At 54.1% G+C, this 18,196-nt stretch carries 20 protein-coding genes and 2 pseudogenes; 11 read left to right on the top strand and 11 right to left on the bottom strand.

Going from position 1 to position 18,196, the window contains the following annotated elements:
* Positions 1-11: 11 nt before the first annotated feature.
* The gene (locus tag ACHHV8_RS34350; protein WP_395163942.1) at positions 12-893 is read left to right on the top strand and encodes a protein-glutamine gamma-glutamyltransferase; all 882 of its coding nucleotides are present in this window, start codon (positions 12-14) and stop codon (positions 891-893) included.
* Positions 894-908: 15 nt separating this feature from the next.
* On the opposite strand, the gene ACHHV8_RS34345 is transcribed toward ACHHV8_RS34350, so the two are convergent.
* Both ACHHV8_RS34345 and ACHHV8_RS34340 read right to left on the bottom strand, forming a co-directional pair.
* A complete protein-coding gene (locus tag ACHHV8_RS34345) occupies positions 909-1,361 on the bottom strand; it encodes a PHP-associated domain-containing protein (protein WP_395163941.1) in 453 nt (150 codons plus the stop codon).
* Positions 1,330-1,728, bottom strand: coding sequence for a PHP domain-containing protein (locus tag ACHHV8_RS34340; protein ID WP_395163940.1), 399 nt, complete (start codon positions 1,726-1,728; stop codon positions 1,330-1,332). The genes ACHHV8_RS34345 and ACHHV8_RS34340 overlap by 32 nt, the downstream gene beginning before the upstream one ends.
* Before the next feature lie 175 nt (positions 1,729-1,903).
* Between ACHHV8_RS34340 and ACHHV8_RS34335 the strand changes: the two genes are divergently transcribed.
* The 3 genes from ACHHV8_RS34335 to ACHHV8_RS34325 all read left to right on the top strand — a co-directional run bounded on the left by ACHHV8_RS34335 (position 1,904) and on the right by ACHHV8_RS34325 (position 4,757).
* Positions 1,904-3,595, top strand: coding sequence for a methyl-accepting chemotaxis protein (locus ACHHV8_RS34335; protein WP_395163939.1), 1,692 nt, complete (start codon positions 1,904-1,906; stop codon positions 3,593-3,595).
* Between the two features lie 269 nt (positions 3,596-3,864).
* Complete coding sequence (locus ACHHV8_RS34330; protein ID WP_395163938.1) at positions 3,865-4,482, top strand: nitroreductase family protein; 618 nt, start codon at positions 3,865-3,867, stop codon at positions 4,480-4,482.
* A 119-nt stretch (positions 4,483-4,601) separates the two neighbouring features.
* A complete protein-coding gene (locus ACHHV8_RS34325) occupies positions 4,602-4,757 on the top strand; it encodes a hypothetical protein (RefSeq protein ID WP_395163937.1) in 156 nt (51 codons plus the stop codon).
* A 133-nt stretch (positions 4,758-4,890) separates the two neighbouring features.
* Here ACHHV8_RS34325 and ACHHV8_RS34320 read toward each other — a convergent pair whose 3' ends face one another.
* The gene (locus tag ACHHV8_RS34320) at positions 4,891-5,526 is read right to left on the bottom strand and encodes an FMN-dependent NADH-azoreductase (RefSeq protein ID WP_395163936.1); all 636 of its coding nucleotides are present in this window, start codon (positions 5,524-5,526) and stop codon (positions 4,891-4,893) included.
* A 264-nt stretch (positions 5,527-5,790) separates the two neighbouring features.
* On the opposite strand from ACHHV8_RS34320, the gene ACHHV8_RS34315 reads away from it, so the two are divergent.
* Positions 5,791-6,519 (top strand): amino acid ABC transporter ATP-binding protein, encoded by a 729-nt coding sequence (locus ACHHV8_RS34315; RefSeq protein WP_395163935.1) that lies wholly within the window; start codon positions 5,791-5,793, stop codon positions 6,517-6,519.
* Positions 6,520-6,620: 101 nt separating this feature from the next.
* A pseudogene (locus ACHHV8_RS34310) lies at positions 6,621-7,491 on the top strand (glutamate ABC transporter substrate-binding protein).
* Positions 7,492-7,541: 50 nt separating this feature from the next.
* Here ACHHV8_RS34310 and ACHHV8_RS34305 read toward each other — a convergent pair.
* The gene (locus tag ACHHV8_RS34305) at positions 7,542-7,721 is read right to left on the bottom strand and encodes a hypothetical protein (RefSeq protein ID WP_395164326.1); all 180 of its coding nucleotides are present in this window, start codon (positions 7,719-7,721) and stop codon (positions 7,542-7,544) included.
* Between ACHHV8_RS34305 and ACHHV8_RS34300 the strand changes: the two are divergent.
* The 3 genes and pseudogenes from ACHHV8_RS34300 to ACHHV8_RS34290 all read left to right on the top strand — a co-directional run bounded on the left by ACHHV8_RS34300 (position 7,639) and on the right by ACHHV8_RS34290 (position 9,114).
* Positions 7,639-8,251 (top strand): annotated as a pseudogene (locus tag ACHHV8_RS34300) (amino acid ABC transporter permease). The gene ACHHV8_RS34305 and the pseudogene ACHHV8_RS34300 sit on opposite strands and share 83 nt — an antisense overlap.
* Positions 8,252-8,273: 22 nt before the next feature.
* A complete protein-coding gene (locus ACHHV8_RS34295; RefSeq protein ID WP_395163934.1) occupies positions 8,274-8,924 on the top strand; it encodes an amino acid ABC transporter permease in 651 nt (216 codons plus the stop codon).
* A 13-nt stretch (positions 8,925-8,937) separates the two neighbouring features.
* A complete protein-coding gene (locus tag ACHHV8_RS34290) occupies positions 8,938-9,114 on the top strand; it encodes a hypothetical protein (RefSeq protein WP_395163933.1) in 177 nt (58 codons plus the stop codon).
* A gap of 176 nt (positions 9,115-9,290) precedes the next feature.
* Here ACHHV8_RS34290 and ACHHV8_RS34285 read toward each other — a convergent pair whose 3' ends face one another.
* The gene (locus tag ACHHV8_RS34285; protein ID WP_395163932.1) at positions 9,291-10,379 is read right to left on the bottom strand and encodes an NAD(P)H-dependent flavin oxidoreductase; all 1,089 of its coding nucleotides are present in this window, start codon (positions 10,377-10,379) and stop codon (positions 9,291-9,293) included.
* A 54-nt stretch (positions 10,380-10,433) separates the two neighbouring features.
* Positions 10,434-10,694, bottom strand: coding sequence for a YqkE family protein (locus tag ACHHV8_RS34280; protein ID WP_395163931.1), 261 nt, complete (start codon positions 10,692-10,694; stop codon positions 10,434-10,436).
* Positions 10,695-10,886: 192 nt separating this feature from the next.
* Between ACHHV8_RS34280 and ACHHV8_RS34275 the strand changes: the two genes are divergently transcribed.
* Complete coding sequence (locus ACHHV8_RS34275) at positions 10,887-12,242, top strand: dicarboxylate/amino acid:cation symporter (protein ID WP_395163930.1); 1,356 nt, start codon at positions 10,887-10,889, stop codon at positions 12,240-12,242.
* Between the two features lie 135 nt (positions 12,243-12,377).
* Here ACHHV8_RS34275 and ACHHV8_RS34270 read toward each other — a convergent pair whose 3' ends face one another.
* Together ACHHV8_RS34270 and ACHHV8_RS34265 are read right to left on the bottom strand one after the other, a co-directional pair.
* Complete coding sequence (locus ACHHV8_RS34270) at positions 12,378-12,977, bottom strand: SPL family radical SAM protein (RefSeq protein WP_395163929.1); 600 nt, start codon at positions 12,975-12,977, stop codon at positions 12,378-12,380.
* A 17-nt stretch (positions 12,978-12,994) separates the two neighbouring features.
* On the bottom strand, positions 12,995-13,351 hold the full coding sequence (locus ACHHV8_RS34265; RefSeq protein WP_395163928.1) for a radical SAM family protein: 357 nt from the start codon (positions 13,349-13,351) through the stop codon (positions 12,995-12,997).
* A gap of 186 nt (positions 13,352-13,537) precedes the next feature.
* Here ACHHV8_RS34265 and ACHHV8_RS34260 point away from each other — a divergent pair, with 186 nt between their 5' ends.
* Positions 13,538-15,016, top strand: coding sequence for a sensor histidine kinase (locus ACHHV8_RS34260; protein ID WP_395163927.1), 1,479 nt, complete (start codon positions 13,538-13,540; stop codon positions 15,014-15,016).
* 188 nt (positions 15,017-15,204) lie between these two features.
* On the opposite strand, the gene ACHHV8_RS34255 is transcribed toward ACHHV8_RS34260, so the two are convergent.
* From ACHHV8_RS34255 to ACHHV8_RS34245, 3 genes are read right to left on the bottom strand one after another with little or no spacing between them, the layout of a single operon-like run.
* Positions 15,205-16,044, bottom strand: coding sequence for a MetQ/NlpA family ABC transporter substrate-binding protein (locus ACHHV8_RS34255; RefSeq protein WP_395163926.1), 840 nt, complete (start codon positions 16,042-16,044; stop codon positions 15,205-15,207).
* A 30-nt stretch (positions 16,045-16,074) separates the two neighbouring features.
* On the bottom strand, positions 16,075-16,743 hold the full coding sequence (locus ACHHV8_RS34250; RefSeq protein ID WP_395163925.1) for a methionine ABC transporter permease: 669 nt from the start codon (positions 16,741-16,743) through the stop codon (positions 16,075-16,077).
* Entirely contained in the window at positions 16,743-17,753 is a 1,011-nt protein-coding gene (locus ACHHV8_RS34245) for a methionine ABC transporter ATP-binding protein (protein WP_395163924.1), read from the bottom strand. The genes ACHHV8_RS34250 and ACHHV8_RS34245 overlap by 1 nt, the downstream gene beginning before the upstream one ends.
* Positions 17,754-18,196: the final 443 nt, after the last annotated feature.

The following is an 18,196-nucleotide window of genomic DNA, read 5'->3' as shown; positions in this document are numbered from 1 at the left end:
GTGAATACAGCTTGATCAAGTTTACGGATCCGAATGAAAAGCCGGATCGTGCCTCTCTTACCGAGCGGGAAAGAGGCATTTACGATCAAAAGGAGCATGTCGCCCAAAAGTTTATTTACCCTTCATGGAAATCGCTCGTATTCGAATTAAAGGCCCGAGTGGCCATTATGGATGCCGCTCTTGCGCTGAACAGCAGCGCTGCGGGTTTTGCTACCTTCAAGCAGTCGAAATGCAATGAGGAATATTGGATTCGCAAGAACAACGGCGGATTCCTGCTGAAGAAGGATGCGGCGCCGAGCAAGGCGGTCCGCGACATTTTTATTAACGGGGATAAATACGGCTTCGAATGCGCTACGGCGATTATTATCATTTTGTATAAAGCGGCATTGGAAATTTTGGGGGATGAAGTGTTTGATAATAAATTTAAAGAGCTGTTCTTGTATTCCTGGAATTTCGACAACGATTTGCGTCTGATTACGGTTAATGGGAAGAAGGATTCGTTCTCAGGGGATGTGATGTATTTCAAGAACCCGGATGTAGACCCGCAAACGCCGGAGTGGCAGGGGGAGAATGTCGTTAAGCTGGAGCAGTCGCTGTTCTTCGGACACGGGATTAGCATCTTGTCCAAGGATCAGATCATTGAGCGTTTGAACATGGTGAGGAAGCCGGGGAGTACGGTATCCGCTTATCTGGAGGATCAGATCACGTATCCGGATTTCAGCTATTGGGAGAAAATGGCCGGGGCCGAGCCCCCGAATCCGGGGACTCCTCCGGAGGTAACGGCCATGGCCGCTTTACCGTCTGCGCCGCTTTCTTCGATTTCGCCCGCGCCTGCCGCCGCAGGAGCTGTGGTGGCGCGGATCAGCGGCAGGACGATGGTTTATGCAAGGTAAACACAGCTTGGCAGGTTACAGCGTCAAGGCTTCATACCAATCCCAACCGGTGCCCACATGCTCAGGTTTGTGGGCATCGGAGCCGTAAATGCAAGCAATGCCCTGCTGCCGGCACTGCTTAATAAACCATTCCGGCGCATACGGCTTCCCGCACGTAGCGACGCGTAAGCCCGCGGTGTTGACGTCTATCCCGATCCCGGCTTGAACCAGCTTGGGGATAATATTTTCCAGACGTCTGCGAATCTGTCCCTCGTCGATAGGCGGCAGCGCCTGTTGAAACTTTTCTATCAGGTTGATGTGTCCGAGCCTGGTGCGTACGGGCAGCTGCCCCGCCCGCTCGATGGCCGCCTCCACGTGATTGTAATATTCCTCGACCACATTCTCCATCGTGCCGTAATAGCTTAGCAGCCCTTGGCGGAAATCATCCGCGGTGAAGTCAATACACCGCATGCCTTCCTTGCCGGGCAAATAATGAACGGAGTAGACGACATCCTCCAGCTCCGTCTGCCAGCGGTCCGAACAGCCGTTCGGTATAGTCCAGCCGCCCGGGCAAATAATCCAGCTCCAATCCGGAGGTGATCTCGATGCTCCCGCTGTACTGCTCCTGCATTTGCTTCACGTAAGCGAAGTATAAAGGCAGCTCCGCTTCAGGCATCGCCAGCTCCTCGAATAAGGCTGCGTTGCCGATCCAGCCTTGCGGCAGCGGCGGATGCTCGCTGATCGTATAGCGTTCGAAGCCAAGCTTGACGGCCTGATCCAGGTATTCCTCCTGAGGCGCGCTGCTGCCGTGATAGCAGAAGCGTGTGTGTGTGTGACCGTCCCATTTGATACTCATCTTCCATTCCCCCTGAGGATGCGATTGTACCTTTTCATTGTAGTGTAAGCCCAATTGTTAGACAACTATTAGTGAATTTCATACATAGCAAACAGTCTTTCCATAAGAAAACTAAACAATTGCTACTAAGATGAGAATGAGAGACTTGTGATTGCTTACATACTTAGGGGGTTGCATGATGTCATTGACGGTCGGGAAAAAACTGGTAGCTGCATTCGCCTGCATTTTACTGGTCATGGGTGTAATGGGTTGGATGGATTTGAGAAATATGAAGGAGCTTCAAAATAACACCAAAGAAATTACTCGGACCTGGCTCGTCGGTACGGAAGTCGCCAACCAGGTGAATTACGCCAAGGAGCATATTTTATCGTTGTACTATCAGATGCTGGTGGAAAAGAATGCTGCCAAGCAAGCTGAGCTGAACAAGCAGCTGGAGTCGTCTTATGCGGATATCGATGCGAAGCTGACTACCTATGAAGGTTCTGTGGCCGATGCCCAGGATGCGGAAAATTTAAAGGTGCTGAAATCCCGCTGGGATAACTTTAAGCAGATGAATAAAAGCGATAAAATTGCGCAGGCTGCATCCGTATCGGAGGCGAACACCGATTTTACCAAAGCGTTTCAGGATGTTCAAGACATTATTACTACGATCGTACAGTATAACCATCAAGGCGCAATGCAGGCGGAGCTCGACAGCGACGTTTTGTACCGGGAAAGCGTAACAGAATTTTTCGTATTGCTTGCGGCAGCTTTCGTTTTTGTCGTGCTGATCGCCTACTTCATAACGAGAATGATTTCCAGGCCGGTAGTACAAACGGCGCAGGCGCTGGAGCGGATTTCGAATGGCGATTTGACGGGCAAGGATCTGAAATATGGTTCCAAAGATGAAATCGGGGTTCTGGTAGCCTCGGTAAATCGCCTTTCCCGTACCCTTCGCGATTCGGTGCATCAAATACAGGAAGCGTCGAACCTGGTCGCTGCATCGGCGCAGGAGCTCTCCGCCAGCTCTGAGCAGAATGCTTCCGCGTCGGAGCATGTGACGACCTCCATACAGGAAGTGGCGGCAGGCTCGGAGAATCAGGCGCAGAACGCATTGGAATGCGCGCGTGCCATGGACGAAATGGCTGTAGGAATTCAACGGATCGCCGAGACGACATCCGATGTGGCCGATATTTCGAACGAGGCTTCCCATCAGGCGGAGAAAGGAACCGAGGTCATTCAGAAGGCCGCGGCCAAAATTCAGATTATTAGCGGCACGGTCGAGAAAGCCAGCGAAGTCATCCGCCAGCTGGAGGAGCATTCGCATAGTATCAACCGGATTTCCTTGTTCATTGGCGAAATCGCGGAGCAGACGAACCTGCTGTCGCTGAATGCGGCGATCGAGGCGGCCAGAGCGGGTGAAGACGGGAAGGGCTTTGCGGTCGTGGCCGGAGAAATCCGCAAGCTGTCCAATCAGACTGCCAATTCCATCCAGGAAATCAATCAGGTCATTGAAGGAGTTCGTCTGAGTACTTCGCAAGCCGTGCAGTCCATGGATGAAGGAATGTTAGAGGTAAGAGAAGGACTTGAGGCTGTAGGACAAGCTGAGACGACGTTCGAGCTTATCGTGCATTCTACGATAGAAGTGTCCAAACGAATTCAGGAAGCGGCGGCAGCGGCAGAGCAGATGTCGGCGAGCTCCGAGGAGGTCGCTGCCACCGTGATCAGCATGGGGCAGATTTCCGAACAGACCTCAAGCCTGGCGCAGACGGTTGCAGCTACAACGGAACAGCAGCTGGCCTCGATACAAGAAATTACATCCTCGGCCAATGCGTTATCGGGCATTTCGGAGGAATTGCATCAGCTGGTTGTGAAATTCCGGGTTTAACCCCTTAGGGGAGGGCCTTTTTTCAATGCGTTCGAAGCCAGGCAAGTGCTGCGGCGCCGCCCGCGGCCGGTCGAATCTTGAGGGGAACAAAGAATCTGTTTCGCCCAGTCATTAACAAGGCGGCGGCTACATACTTAGGATGGCTCAGGTGAACCTAAGAGGAGCCCTGAGCTAGTCTGCTTTAAGGGATGAGTAACTAACTTAACAAAAGTAAGCAAGTATGATATGATTTGAAAGAAAGCAATGCAGAAAAAGGAGTGGAAGCATACATGAGTTTAACTGACAACAAAAGTGCAGGCGAGGAATTGCTATTATCCCGTCATTCGGTACGTAAATATGAGCCTGGCGTGACGATTCCCGAAGCGGAATTGAACGAAATTTTGGAGCTGGCGGCCAGCGCGCCTTCTTCGTGGAATCTTCAGCATTGGCGCTTTCTCGTGGTAACGGAGCAAGCGAATAAAGAAAAACTGCTGCCTATCGCCTATAACCAGCAGCAGGTCGTGGATGCATCGGTTGTCGTTATTGTCTTGGGCGACTTGCAGGCCAATGAGGTGGCGCCTAAGGTCTACGAAAGCGCAACGCCGCAGATCCGCGACATGATGCTGGGACAAATCAACGGTGCATACAGCAACAATCCGGGCCTTGCAAGAGACGAGGCGATCCGCAATGGATCGCTGGCAGCCATGCAGCTGATGCTGGCAGCACGCGCAAAAGGGTACGACACCGTACCTATGGGCGGCTACAATCAAGCGGCCCTGATTCAAGAACTGAACATTCCGGATCGCTATGTGCCGATCATGATGCTTCCGATCGGTAAGGCTCAGGCGCCTGCGCGGGCGACGGAGCGTCTTCCTTTGGAAGACCAAGTCATCCGCGAGCGCTTCTAATCCCATCTGAGTGTGGGTTAAAGCATAAATAACGGAGTATTCGCCCATATTATCCGTGCAAGCACTCTAAGGAGGCGGGATGCTTTTCTGTCTGCCTTCAACACAAAGGAGCGTGCACGATGGGAGTACATGACGAAGAAACCGCTCAAGCGGCGGACAGCCAGCAGCAGCCGTTAAACCGCGCTGAGTTTAATGCAGCCAACGAAAAGCTGCTGGAAGATCAGCTGCAGGTTAGCGAAGATAAGGTCGTTGACTACGTTCCCGGTAAAAATTAAAGCGGCGGTACGCCGCTCACATGAAAAAGAGCTTGTTCCGTTGAAGGAGCAAGCTTTTTTTTCGTGCTTGTAAACCATAAAGAATGAACAGCACGCTTCTTCACGAAGAAGAACGTGCTGTTTCGGCTAACTCCTAGAATGATTGTGCTAGAGCTACCGCCTGATCGATAGCTTTGTTTTTAATTTCTTCAGCCCGGTCGGGGAACTGATTGTGCCCCTCAATAAAGATTCCTTCAAAGGACGGGATGCCGAAGAACTGCATAATCGCCGATAAATGGCGGTGCCCCGATTCCATATTGGCGGCTGGACCTTCGGAGTAGACACCGCCGCGCGATTGAATATGGAGCGCCTTTTTATCCGGCAGCAGGCCGACCGGGCCGTTTTCCGTATATTTGAACGTTTTACCCGCAGTACAGATGGAATCGATGTAGGCTTTCATAATCGGCGGGTAAGAGAAATTCCACATCGGTGTAACGAATACGTATTTATCGGCCGCCACGAACTGTTCGGTGAGAGCGCTTAGACGCGATACTTTAGCCTTCTCCTCCGCGGAGAGCTGGTCGAAGGAGCTTCCGGACCGAAGCTTGCCCCAGCCGCTGAATACATCGGCGTCAATATGCGGAATATCGGCTTGATATAAGTCCAGCGTGATCACTTCATCGTTCGGGTGCGCCTTGCGATAAGCATCGATAAACGCTTTGCCGACAGCCATACTGTAGGACTGAGTCTCATTGTTCGGATGAGCGGTAATATACAAGAGCTGTGCCATGTGAGATTATCTTCCTTTACATTAGATTGAGTGCTGCCTGAAGGCATAATGAAGATGGCTCAAAACTGCAGTCACTTCTATATAGCATGTCCGTCCAGGTACGGGATATAGATGGGAAGCGCTGGATAGATGTCCGTTTGTCATAATATGGACGCCTGGATAATAGTTTAATATATGTTCCTTCGCAATGGAGCTGACCTCTTTAGATAACATATCTGCGTCAGTAATATGTCATGAGGACGGATGAGGATAAGGAGGCCGCCGGTGATTGAATTTCGGAAGGTAAATAAGTATTTCGGGTCGTTTCATGTATTGAAGCAGATCACATTGTCCATCGGGCAAGGCGAAGTGGTCGTCATTATCGGACCGTCCGGCTCGGGCAAAAGCACGCTGCTGCGCTGCATAAACCGGCTTGAGACGATTACGGACGGAGAGCTGCTTGTGATGGGCGCCAGGCTCCATGACAAAAAAACGGATGTCAACGCGCTCCGGCGGGACATCGGCATGGTATTCCAGCATTTTAATTTATATCCCCATATGTCGGTGATGGACAATATTACGCTGGCTCCGGTCAAGGCGCTTGGCGCGATTAAGGAAGAAGCGGCGGTAACCGCCATGCACTACTTGCGAAAAGTCGGCATCCCCGAAAAAGCGGGAGCGTTTCCCGCCCAGCTGTCCGGAGGACAGCAGCAGAGGGTGGCGATTGCCCGCGGGCTTGCAATGAAGCCGAAGCTGATGCTGTTCGACGAGCCGACCTCCGCATTGGACCCGGAGATGATCGGGGAAGTGCTTGACGTCATGAGAGGATTGGCAGACGAAGGGATGACGATGGTCGTTGTCACCCACGAGATGGGCTTTGCCCGGGAGGTGGCCGACCGGATCGTCTTTATGGATCAAGGCCAAATCGTGGAGGAAGCCGCACCGGCTGATTTCTTCGCGAATCCGCGGGAGGAGCGTGCGCGGCTGTTTCTGAGCCGGCTGCTGCATGGATAGCAGGGTTAAACAGGAAGCGGTAAAGCAGGAAAAGGAAGAATGGTGAGCCAGGCGGGCTTTATGCTGCACCTTGAATTCGGGAAGGAAGAGGGGAATGGGGAATGACAAAGAAAAAGCTGTTGGTTTTATTGACGATGATGCTGATGCTTGCGGCATTGCTTCTGGCGGGCTGCGGTTCCAATGGAGCTGCGCCGGCGGCGCCTGCCGACCCGCCTAAAGCAGGGGCAGACGGCGGCCAGACGGATGCGGGACAGGCGAGCAAGACGCTGGACGATATTCAAAAGCGCGGGAAGCTGGTCGTGGGTGTGAAGTTCGACACCAAGCTGTTCGGTCTGAAGGGCCCGGACCGGCAAAGTGGAGGGCTTTGACATCGATATGGCCAAAGCGCTGGCCAAAAAAATATTGGGCGATGAGAACAAGGTCGAGCTGAAGGAAGTCACGTCCAAAACGCGCATACCGCTGTTGAAGAACGGCGACATCGACATGATTATAGCAACGATGACGATCACGGAGGAACGGAAGCAGGAGGTTGAATTTTCCGATATCTATTTCAAGGCGGGACAATCGCTCCTCGTGAAGAAGGGCAGTCCGATCCAATCGGTGGCCGACGTGAAAAAAGGCGTGAAGGTGCTCGCGGTAAAAGGCTCCACGTCCACGGATAATATTCGCCAGAAGGCGCCGGATGCAACGGTGCTGGAATTTGAAAATTACCAGGAAGCCTTCACGGCTCTCAAGGCCGGCCAGGGCGACGCGCTGACGACAGATAACGCTATCCTGTACGGTATGGTGAAGCAGGACCCCAATTACCAGGTCGTGGGCGGAACGTTCACCGACGAGCCCTATGGCATGGCCATCCGCAAGGGCGATACCGGTTTTGTTAAGTATGTAAATGATTTTCTGAAGGAGCTCAATACGAGCGGAGAATACGACAAAATGTATGAGAAATGGATCGGCGAGAAGCCGCCCAAATAAATGAGCTGCGGGACTTTGGAACACATAGGATGAGCGGCCGTACCGGCTGTTCATCCTATTCCGTTCGGACAGCACAGAAGGAAGGAGGACGGCGCATTGGAAAAGCTGCTCAATTGGAAGCTGCTCGAAAAGTATTGGCCGATGTACATGGAAGGGTTTCTCCATACATTGGAGGCCAGCGTCATCGCGCTGATCGGCAGCCTGATTCTCGGTACTTTGGTAGCGGTCATGCGGATTTGTCCGATCCGGCCGCTGAGCGCCTTGGGAGCCGCCTACGTTGAATTTATCCGGAATATTCCGCTGCTGCTCATCGTATTTCTTTTCTTTCTGGGTCCGATCGTCTCTCGGATTTCCGCTAAGCGGGTTCGCGGCAGGGACGCTCGGGCTGACGGTCTACACATCCTCGTTCATAGCGGAAGCGATCCGGGCCGGCATTCTGGCCGTGCCCGCAGGACAGACGGAGGCTGCGCGTTCCTCCGGACTTACTTATGCGCAGACGATGCGGTATATCGTCCTGCCGCAGGCAACGAAAATTGTAATTCCGCCCTTGGGCAACCAATTTCTGAACCTCGTTAAAAACTCGTCGGTGCTGAGCGTTGTGGCCGGTCTCGATCTGATGTATTATGCCGATCTGATCTCGACAAAATCGTTTGTGACCTTCAGCGTATATATTTTCGTCGCCTTGTTTTATCTCCTACTGACGATTCCGCTGAGCTTCGGCGTAGCTTATTTGGAGAGGCGCATGGCCAGAAGCGGCTAAGGCGGCGAAAGGAGGGGGAAGAATGGATTTTATCGGGGCATACAGCTGGGAGCATATCCGGTTTCTGCTGCAAGGGCTTGGCATGACGCTGAGGGTTGCGTTGATCGCTATTGTATTGAGCTTTATTCTTGGCTGTATTCTGGGCATTATCCGCTATGCGCGGCTGCCCGTCCTGTCGAGGCTGACAGCCGTAGGAGTCGAAACGATCCGGAATCTGCCGCTGCTGCTGCTTATTTTCTTTACTTATTTCGCGCTGCCGGAAATCGGTATGAAGCTGAGTGTCGAGCGTGCGGCGATCGCCGCCCTGACGGTATTTGAGGCGGCGATGATTTCCGAAATTGTGCGCAGCGGCCTGAATTCTATAGATAAGGGCCAGATTGAGGCCGCACGATCCTCCGGATTGACTTACACACAGACACTGCGGTATATCGTGCTTCCCCAGGCACTGCGCAGAATGGTGCCGCCTATCGTCAGCCAGTTCATATCGCTCTTGAAAGATACATCGCTGGCCGTCGTCATTTCTTTGGCGGAGCTGATGCACAACGCCCAGATCATTAACGGACAAGACGCAAACTTCGTCATTCCTACGCTGCTGATGACAGCCTTCATGTATTTTATCGTCAATTACAGTTTGTCTACTATCGCGCGGCGGCTGGAGATACGGCAGGTTTAAACGGCGGGGCGGGATGAGATGGACGAAAGCGCGGCTGCTCTGGGAAAAAGATATGCGATGGCTGCCGGAAGGAAGCGTGCCCGCTAGATTTAACAGCATGCCAGCCAACCGCTTCTTGCCGGCAGCGGTGTGTCAGGGAGACAAATCTCAAGCGGGCAGCGGCGGCGCTGCGCGGCGACCGGATGAATGAAGCCTGTTCTTCATGCGGAACAGCGTAAGTCTCTCGTACTGAGATTGGAATACCGCGAGCTTCTCGCCGTAGACGGACCTGAAACACCGGGAGCCGGGGCACTGCTTAGGAAAGCAGACTCCGGCTCCCGGTATGCCAGTATGCCAAGAGAAGAATGCATGGCGGGCGGTGAACGGTCATTCGCTTACGGAGCCAATCAGAGCTTTAGCCTCGTTCATGATCTCGGCTACGATATCACCGGCTGTCTGACCGGACGTCAGCTGCCGGGTTCCCTGCCCGGCCCACAGCGACATGTAGTCCGGGTTATTTTGCTTGGCCGCCTCATTCCTTACATCGCGTGTCAATGTATTTTGCGTCGGGAACGGCAGCGGCTCGATGCCGCTTGCGTCCCACTGCCGAATGAATCCGTTGGCGATGCCCCGGGCGGGGCGGCCGGAGAATGCCTTGGTCAGCACGGTGCTCTCTTCCGTGCTGTCCAGAAGCTGCTGCCGGTAGGCGGGATGCGCGCCGGACTCCGCCGCCGTCAGAAAGCGGGTGCCCAGCTGCACGCCCTGCGCGCCAAGCGCCAGCGCTGCGACCAGCCCGCGCCCGTCCATGATGCCGCCCGCGGCCAGCACGGGCAGCTTGACGCTGTCGGCGATCTGGGGCACTAGCGCGAACGTGCCGATGTTCGCGCCCATCGGGTGCCGGCGGACGTCGAACGTCCCCCGGTGCCCGCCGGCTTCGGTGCCTTGGGCGACGACCGCGTCGCACCCGGCCTGCTCCGCCAGCACCGCTTCGCGAACCGTCGTTGCCATGGCAACGACGCGGATGCTTGCGGCCTTGGCCTCGCGCAGCGCCGGCTCGTCCAGCAAACCGAAGGCGGTGCTGATGACAGGCACCTTCTTCTCAAGCAGCACCGCCAGCTGCGCGTCCAGCAGGTCGCGCGTGGCGGCCGGCTCCGGGCCGGCCTGCGGCAGCCCCAACGCGTCCCGCATCGTGTTCAGCACCGGCTGAACCTCGCGGATTCGCGCGTTGTCGTCCACGGCCCGGAGGGCAAAAAGATTGACGGCGAAGGGCGCGTCCGTCCGTCGGCGAATCTCGTCGATCGCCGCTCCGATCGCATCGGGTTCCATATACGCGGCGCCCAGCGTGCCGAGACCGCCGGCCTCGGATACGGCGGCAACCAGCTCAGGCGTGGACGGTCCTCCGGCCATACCCGCAAGAAATAAAGGATACCGAATGCCGAATAACGAGCAAACCCCGGTATGAAGACGCAAAACCATACGCTCACCTCGTGAATAGAATAGGCCACCCTGAGGCAGCCTGTGATTGTGAAGTTATTTATATTTTTTCCAGTCCATGCTGCTGTTGGCGAGCAAATGGCCGAAGTCGTTGTCGAGCCGTTTTTGTTCGGCCTTTTTGGCCTCTTCCTTTTGCTTGCGCTCCTGCTCCCGCCGATCGGCTTCTTCCGCCTTCATTTGATCGGCTTGCGCCTTCAGCTTATTCAGCACGTCGGCGTTGAGCAGATCCTTCAGTGTTGCAGGCTTGTCTTGGGAAGCCGGAGCGGGGGCGGATGCCGGTTTTCTCCTCTTTACCATACGATTTCACCTCGGTTCTACCTTCATCATAGTAGTTTTACGGCGGAGAGTCAAAAGCTTTACCACGACAGGTTTTCTGGTTTACGGCTAAATAGTTTAAAGAAAAATCTCTTGACAGCCTGGAGAATAGGCAGTAATATTTTGAAATGAAATTCCTACTAAATAAGTTGGATATACAGGGGGATAGGCATCATGAAAAATAACTTGATTACGGCAATCCAATCCAACTGGGTCAGCTTGCTGGTTTCAGTTGTCATCATTGGTATTCTTTATTTTCTGGCCAAGAAGCGCGTCGGTTTCGGTACAAGGGTGCTTCTGGCATTAGGACTTGGCCTTGCGGCCGGGATTTTCTTCAACACCTTCAAGTTTGACGCGACCAGCGTAGGCACGATCGGAACGATCTATGTCGATCTTGTAAAAATGCTTGTCATTCCGCTGGTGGTCGTGCTGGTCATTAACAGTATCACCTCGATCTCCAATATGGGGCATCTTCGTAAAATCGGTATTAAAACGATTTCGTTATTTTTTATTACGACCGGGATTGCGGCACTGATCGGCCTCCTGGTTGCCTTGGCCTTCGATCCGGGCGCAGGCATTCAGCAGGCGGTACCGACGACGTTCAAGCCGCGGGATATTCCGACGTTCTCTCAAGTTATTCTTGATCTCGTTCCGACCAATCCGGTCAGCGATATGGCGGGCGGCAAAGTGGTGCCTGTGCTGATCTTTGCGATTTTCGTAGCGATCGCTATGGTGCATGTCGGCTCAAAGAAGCCGGAGCTGGTTCAGCCGGTGAAGCAGTTCATTGAATCGTTCGCGCAAATTATGCACCAGGTTACCAAATACATTATTCGTCTGACTCCATACGGCGTTTACGCGCTGATTGGAACGATGGCGGCCAAATACGGCCTTGAGACGCTGGCTCCGCTGGTGAAGGTCATTCTGGCCACCTATGTGGCTTTAATTATTCATTTCGTCCTGACGTTCGGGGGCCTGATTACTTTCGTAGCGAAGGTCAATCCGTTCCGGTTTTTCCGCAAGGCTTATCCGACGATTGCCGTGGCCTTTACGACGCGCAGCAGCTATGTGACGCTGCCGGTCAATCTGGAGGTTATCACGAAGCGTCTCGGCGTTTCTTCCCGTATTGCAAGCTTTGTGGCACCGCTGGGCGCCACGATGAATATGAACGGCTGCGGAGGCGTGTGGCCCGCTATTGTAGCGATTTTCGTCGCGCGCGTCTATAATGTGCCGCTTAGCATTTCCGAATATATCCTGATTGTTGTAGTCAGCATGATTTCCTCTATCGGGGTTGCCGGCGTGCCGGGTCCTGCCGCTATCTCAACGACGGTGGTTCTGACGGCGCTGGGCTTGCCGGTGGAAGGCTTGGGACTTGTACTTGCCATCGATGCCGTGGTCGATATGGGCCGGACAGCAACTAATGCTACGGGAACGACCGTGTGCTCCGTGCTGATAGCGAACTCCGAGGGCGAGTTCGACCGCGATGCGTTCAATAAAGACGAAGAAGATCAGATGGAGTTAAATCCGGTATAATCCGGATGCGATAGATTTCATCGCCGGCCTTAGTGCGAATATGCACAGGGCCGGCTTTTTTGCGCTGATAGGCTGATGCTGATGCGCACTCATGGGAGCGGCTCCGCAAGTCCTGAGAGGGCGCTGCACCTCCTTTTAAAATAAGGTCAGCTGCACCGGTTCTCCCGCACCTTCCGGTTCCGCATCCGGGCGAGCCGGCCGAAACGGCGGTTCGGCAGCCGCTTTGAAGGGGCGCATCGGGTACTGCATCAGCAGCCTCTCGATTGCTTCCATCACAGGGGCCCGGAAGCTGTGCGGAACGGAGCCGGAGCCGGAATACAGCTTGGCATAATCCGCAACGAGATGGGGATAATGGCGCTCCAGCGTTTGAAAAAACCACACCTTGACCTCGGAGGTGCTGAGGCGCAGGAAGGACGGCATCATGAACTGGGATCCGGCCGCAGAGGCCGAAGCGATAAGCTCGGTCAGGCCATCCTCCTTGTCGGTCAAATATGGAAGAATGGGAGCGGTAAAAATACCTGCGGGAATCCCTTCTTCCGTCAGCCGCCGGATTGTTTTCAGCCGCTGCGCGGGCGAAGGGGTATACGGCTCAAACTGCCGCCAAACGGTAGGATTGAGTGTAGACAGACTGATATTGACAGAGGAGACCGGCAGCTGCTTGAGCAGATCCAGATCACGGAGAATAAGCGGAGAGCGCGTCGTAATGGTTACCGGCACCTGATACTCCGCCAGCACCTCGAGACAGCCCCGGGTCAGCTCGGCCCTAGCCTCGACCTGCTGGTAGGGTCCGTCGCCGTGCCGATAGCGACGGGCCGCATGCCGGCAAGCCCGGCCTTGCTGCGAAGACGCTTGCGCAGCTGTTCTCTCAGTACCCCGGGAGCCCCTTCCTTGAGAAAAATATGCCGCTGAAACGTATCGTCGGCCTCGAGGCCCAGAAAGGAATGGGTGGAGCGGGCGTAGCAGAAGCTGCAGCCATGCTGGCAGCCGCGGTATGGATTAATCGACCAGTCGAAAGGCATCGAAGGAGCTTTGACGGCATTTAAAACCGATTTGACCGGCATGGCTTCGAACTCCATCGGTTTCTTTTGCCCGTTGAAAGGCTGAGTCATTGTATCACCCCGTCTCAAGAAAATAAAATACGAATATACGTTCTTATATTTTATATTGATCTTATCAAAGGGGCGCGTCAAAAACAAGTGCATCCCTCTTCCATAATATAGCGTTTCATGAGAGAAAGTCTGCCTGCTTATGGTATAATGAAGCGACAAGCGGAAGCATGACAGAGGAGGGATAGAATGCAGTTTTCCAAAGTGTTTCTGGTGAATATTTGCGTTTTGACCACGCTCGTTTATGTCGCGATGCTTCTTCATAAATATTGGCTTATGAAAGCGCCGGGCCTGCTTAAATATATATTGTCCGTGCTGCTTGCCATTGGAGCAGGCTGGACAACGATGCTGTTCGGGCTGCAGTTGGGCAACGACATTCTCTTCGATTTGCGATTTGTGCCCCTAATTATTTGTACGATGGCGTACGCGCAGCCGATAACCGTGTTCTTGATAGGGGTAGGCATAGGGCTGGCAAGATTAACGTTCGGTCTGCAGGTGGCTGCTGTGGCAGGCTTCTGGAATATGGTCGTGCTTGGCTTGCTGGGCATGCTCTTGAACAAATGGCTGAAGAACAGAGCCTATTCTTTTAAAGTCAAAGTAACGATTGTCATCGTAGCTTTTAATATTGTCAATGTGGCGGATATCGGGTTGCTCGGCGTTATGCCGGTTCAAATGTATTTTACTTCGATTCTCCCCGTCACTTTGCCGGTAAGCCTGCTGTTGAGCGCGTTCTTTGTCTTTATGCTGCGTGATTTTCAAATTGAGCGTTACCGTGTCATCGAGATTCAGAACGCGAACGCCGCTTTGCAGACACAGACGGAGAAGCTGATCGAAGCTCACGGCGTGCTGGAGCATCAGGCGCAGCAGCTATTGCTGGCATCGCAATATAAATCGGAGTTTCTTGCCAATATGTCGCATGAGCTGCGGACGCCGCTGAACAGCATTATCGCTTTATCCCGTCTGCTCAGCGATAAGGAGGATCCGGTGAGCTCGGAAGAAGCGGCGGAATACGGAGACATCATTCACGATTCCGGCCGGGAGCTGCTGCGGCTGATCGATGACGTGCTGGACCTGTCCAGAGTGGAAGCAGGCAAAATGGAAATCACCATTGAGGCTGTGATTTTGTGCGAAATGATGCACATCCTAAACCAGCATTTCCGCCATTTGGCGGAGCAGAAGGGCTTGAAATTTATTATAGAAACGGCTGCGGATATACCGGATATCGTATATTCCGACGCAGTGCGGCTCCAACAGGTGCTGCGTAACCTGCTCTCGAACGCCTTCAAGTTTACATTGGAAGGAAAGGTTGTTCTTCGAATTGAAACCGTAACCTTAGAGGAGCGGGGGAAGGCGGGAGAATGGATTGCCTTTCGCGTTCAGGATACGGGCATCGGCATCTCGGAGGCTATGCAGGCGCCGATCTTCGAGGCGTTCCGTCAAGCGGACGGCTCTATCAGCCGCAGGTTCGGCGGCAGCGGTCTGGGGCTGTCCATCGGCCGGGCGCTGGCACAGCTATTGGGCGGTTTTCTGGAGCTGGAGAGCCGGGAGGGCGTGGGCAGCACGTTCACCTTATACATCCCCTTTCGAACGGAGGAAGGGAGCTGTGGAGCGGAGAAGGTCATGGAAAGGCAGGCTCTCAGGGCGGACAAGCAGGTATCCCCGGCTTAGTCTCCAGCAGCTTCTGCGGTCTCCGGGCTGGGCCCTTTTACGAATCGGGCTTAGGGGAGAGGGAGCCTATCGGGTCGGCTGACTGTACGCCCTCAGGCCGGTCTGTCCGGCCCCCCCCCCCCGCATGACAAAAATAGCCGGAGACCCTTTATGTAAGGGATCTCCGGCTATTTGGCATGCGCAGCGGATTAGAATGCAGGGACGACCGCGCCTTGATATTTGTCCTCAATAAATTTGCGTACCTCGTCGGAATTCAGCGCTTTTGCCAGCTTCTGCATGGCATCGGAATCTTTGTTATCCGGACGGGCGACAAGGATATTCACGTACGGGGAGTTTTTATCCTCGATGAACAGCGCGTCCTTCACAGGAGACAGCTTCGCTTCCAGCGCATAGTTCGTGTTGATCAGAGCCATGTCGACTTCGCCGAGCACGCGCGGCAGCATAGCCGCTTCCAGCTCTTTAATCTTCAGGTTCTTTTTGTTTTCCACGATATCTTTAACGGTTCCGTTCACGCCTACGCCTTCCTTCAGCTTGATCAGGTTATTCTTTTCCATCAGCGCCAATGCCCGGCCGCCGTTGGAAGGATCGTTCGGTACAGCGACCGTGGCGCCGTCCTTTAATTCGCCGATCGATTTGATTTTTTGCGAGTAAGCGCCGAACGGCTCGATATGAACGCCTGTAACTTTGACGAGATTGGTTCCTTTATCTTTATTGAACTGTTCCAAATAAGGCGTGTGCTGGAAGAAGTTGGCATCTAATTGTTTCTCGGACACCTGCACGTTCGGCTGAACATAGTCGGTAAATTCTTTGACTTCCAGGTTCACGCCCTGCTCTTTCAGCTTGGCCTTTACGGAGTTAAGAATTTCGGCATGGGGTACAGCGGTGGCGCCGACCTTGAGGGTAACCTCCTTAGTTTCCCCGCTGGCGGCTGCGCCGTTGGATGGTGCGGGTGCGGCTTCTTTTTTGCCGCAGCCGGCTAGCGAGAGTGCTAATACGACAGATAGAGCGGTAATGGTTAGTTTTTTCATGAGATAACCTCCTGATGATGAATAAATGATTTATTTACGCTGAAAGCTCCGGATGAGCCGGTCGCCAAGCATTTGCAGAATTTGAACGAGCACCAGCAGGATGATCACGGTGGCGATCATGACGTTGGTTTGGAAGCGTTGGTATCCGTAGCGGATGGCCAGGTCGCCGAGTCCGCCGCCGCCGATCACCCCGGACATCGCCGTGTAGGAAACCAGCGTTACGGCCGTAATCGTAATGGCTGCGATGAGGCCGGGACGCGCCTCGCGGAGCAGCACCCGCGTGATGATCTGGCCATGGGTCGCTCCCATGGATTGAGCCGCTTCAATAACGCCGCGGTCGACCTCTCGCAGCGAGGTTTCCACGAGACGGGCGAAAAACGGCGCCGCCCCGATAACCAGCGGAGGAATCGAGCCCGGAACGCCGATGGAGGTGCCGACCAGCAGCTTCGTAAACGGAATAATAATAATCATAAGTATAATGAACGGTACGGACCGGAGGACGTTGACGATGAACGACAGCACGCTGTACACCGCTTTTTGCTGAAGCAGCTGACCGCTTGCGGTCAGAAAGAGCAGGATGCCGAGCGGAAGACCGATCAGTACGGTAAAGAACGTCGAGGTGCCGAGCATCAGCAGCGTATCGATTAACGCTTGTCCGATTTCGGCCCAATCAAGGTCCAGAAACGATGAGTTATTCATCAGCGAAGCACCTCCACGTCGAGTCCCCGGCTTTGCAGCGCGGCAATGGTCTTATCCGCTTCCGCGCCTGCGGCGTGCAGCTCTATCACCAGCTGGCCGTAGGGAATCTGCTTCAATTGGGAAATAGTACCCTGCAAAATGGCAAAAGGCACATTCATCTCCCGTGTCGTATCGTATAGCACCGGCTCGTAGGTCTGCTCGCCGAGGAATGTGATCCGTACCCGCGTCCGGCCTCCCGGGCCGCTGCTGGCGTAAACCGCCGCGTCGGCCGCATCCGAGGCTTGGGCGACAAAGTCGCGCGTCGTCGGATGCTGCGGCTTCAAGAACACGTCGGCGACGGCTCCTTCTTCGACGATCAAGCCGCCGTCGATGACAGCCACCCGGTCGCAGATCGACCGGATCACCTGCATTTCGTGCGTAATCAGCACGATCGTAATGCCGAGCCGGCGGTTAATCTCAAGCAGCAGCGACAATATCGACTGCGTCGTCTGCGGATCCAGCGCCGAGGTCGCCTCGTCGCACAGCAGCACCTTCGGCTCGGTCGCCAGCGCCCGGGCGATGCCGACGCGCTGCTTCTGGCCGCCGGACAGCTGCGCAGGGTAGCTGGCGGCATGGGCCTCCAGCCCGACCAGCCCGAGCAGCTCCTGGACGCGCCGTTCCACCCGCTCCTTCGGCTGCTTGGCAAGCCGCAGCGGGAAAGCGATATTCTCCTTGACCGTCAGGGAGGAAAGAAGATTGAAATGCTGGAAGATCATCCCGATCGCGCGCCTTTCCTCCTGCAGCTTGCTGTAGCTGAGCGCGGTCATGTCGATGCCGTCGACGATGACCTTGCCCGAAGTCGGTCTTTCAAGCAGGTTGATGCTGCGGATCAGCGTGCTTTTGCCGGCGCCGGAATGTCCGATAATGCCGAATATTTCACCCGGACGGATGTGCAGGCTGATATCGCGGAGCGCAGCGATTTGCTGCCGTCCGCTCTGATATATTTTTTGAATCTGCTGCAGCTGTATCATATTTCACCTCAATTGCATGGCAGCTTCTTTTCTTATGGTAAGCTTTTGCTTATTCCATCAAGTTCATGCTGCGGAAATTAATTAACCTATGGTCATTAAAACCAAGCAATTGTATATGAAATAAACAGGGAAGTCAATATAATGTTAAGTGGGGTTATTTGGAATGTAATTACCACATTCCGCGAAAGCGGAACCATGGGGCGGTATAAAAGTTCCGAATCCAAGCAATGGATAAAGTTCAGTACTATAAGATAGGGGGAGCAGCAAAGGGGAAAGGAAACTGAGACATAGGATTGATTTAAATAATCATTTTAGCTATCTCCCTTATCAGGCGGTTGTGCAAGGCTTCCTGTACGGAGCTTGACACAATGGTATGGGCATGTGCCCATTGACAGGAGGGGAAGGCGTTATATAAAATGGAAACCAAAGAATATCTTTTTGGT

This window comes from Paenibacillus sp. TAB_01, assembly GCF_043945595.1.
Classification (GTDB): Bacteria; Bacillota; Bacilli; order Paenibacillales; family NBRC-103111; genus Paenibacillus_S.
This window is presented reverse-complemented; position numbering and strand designations above follow the sequence as displayed.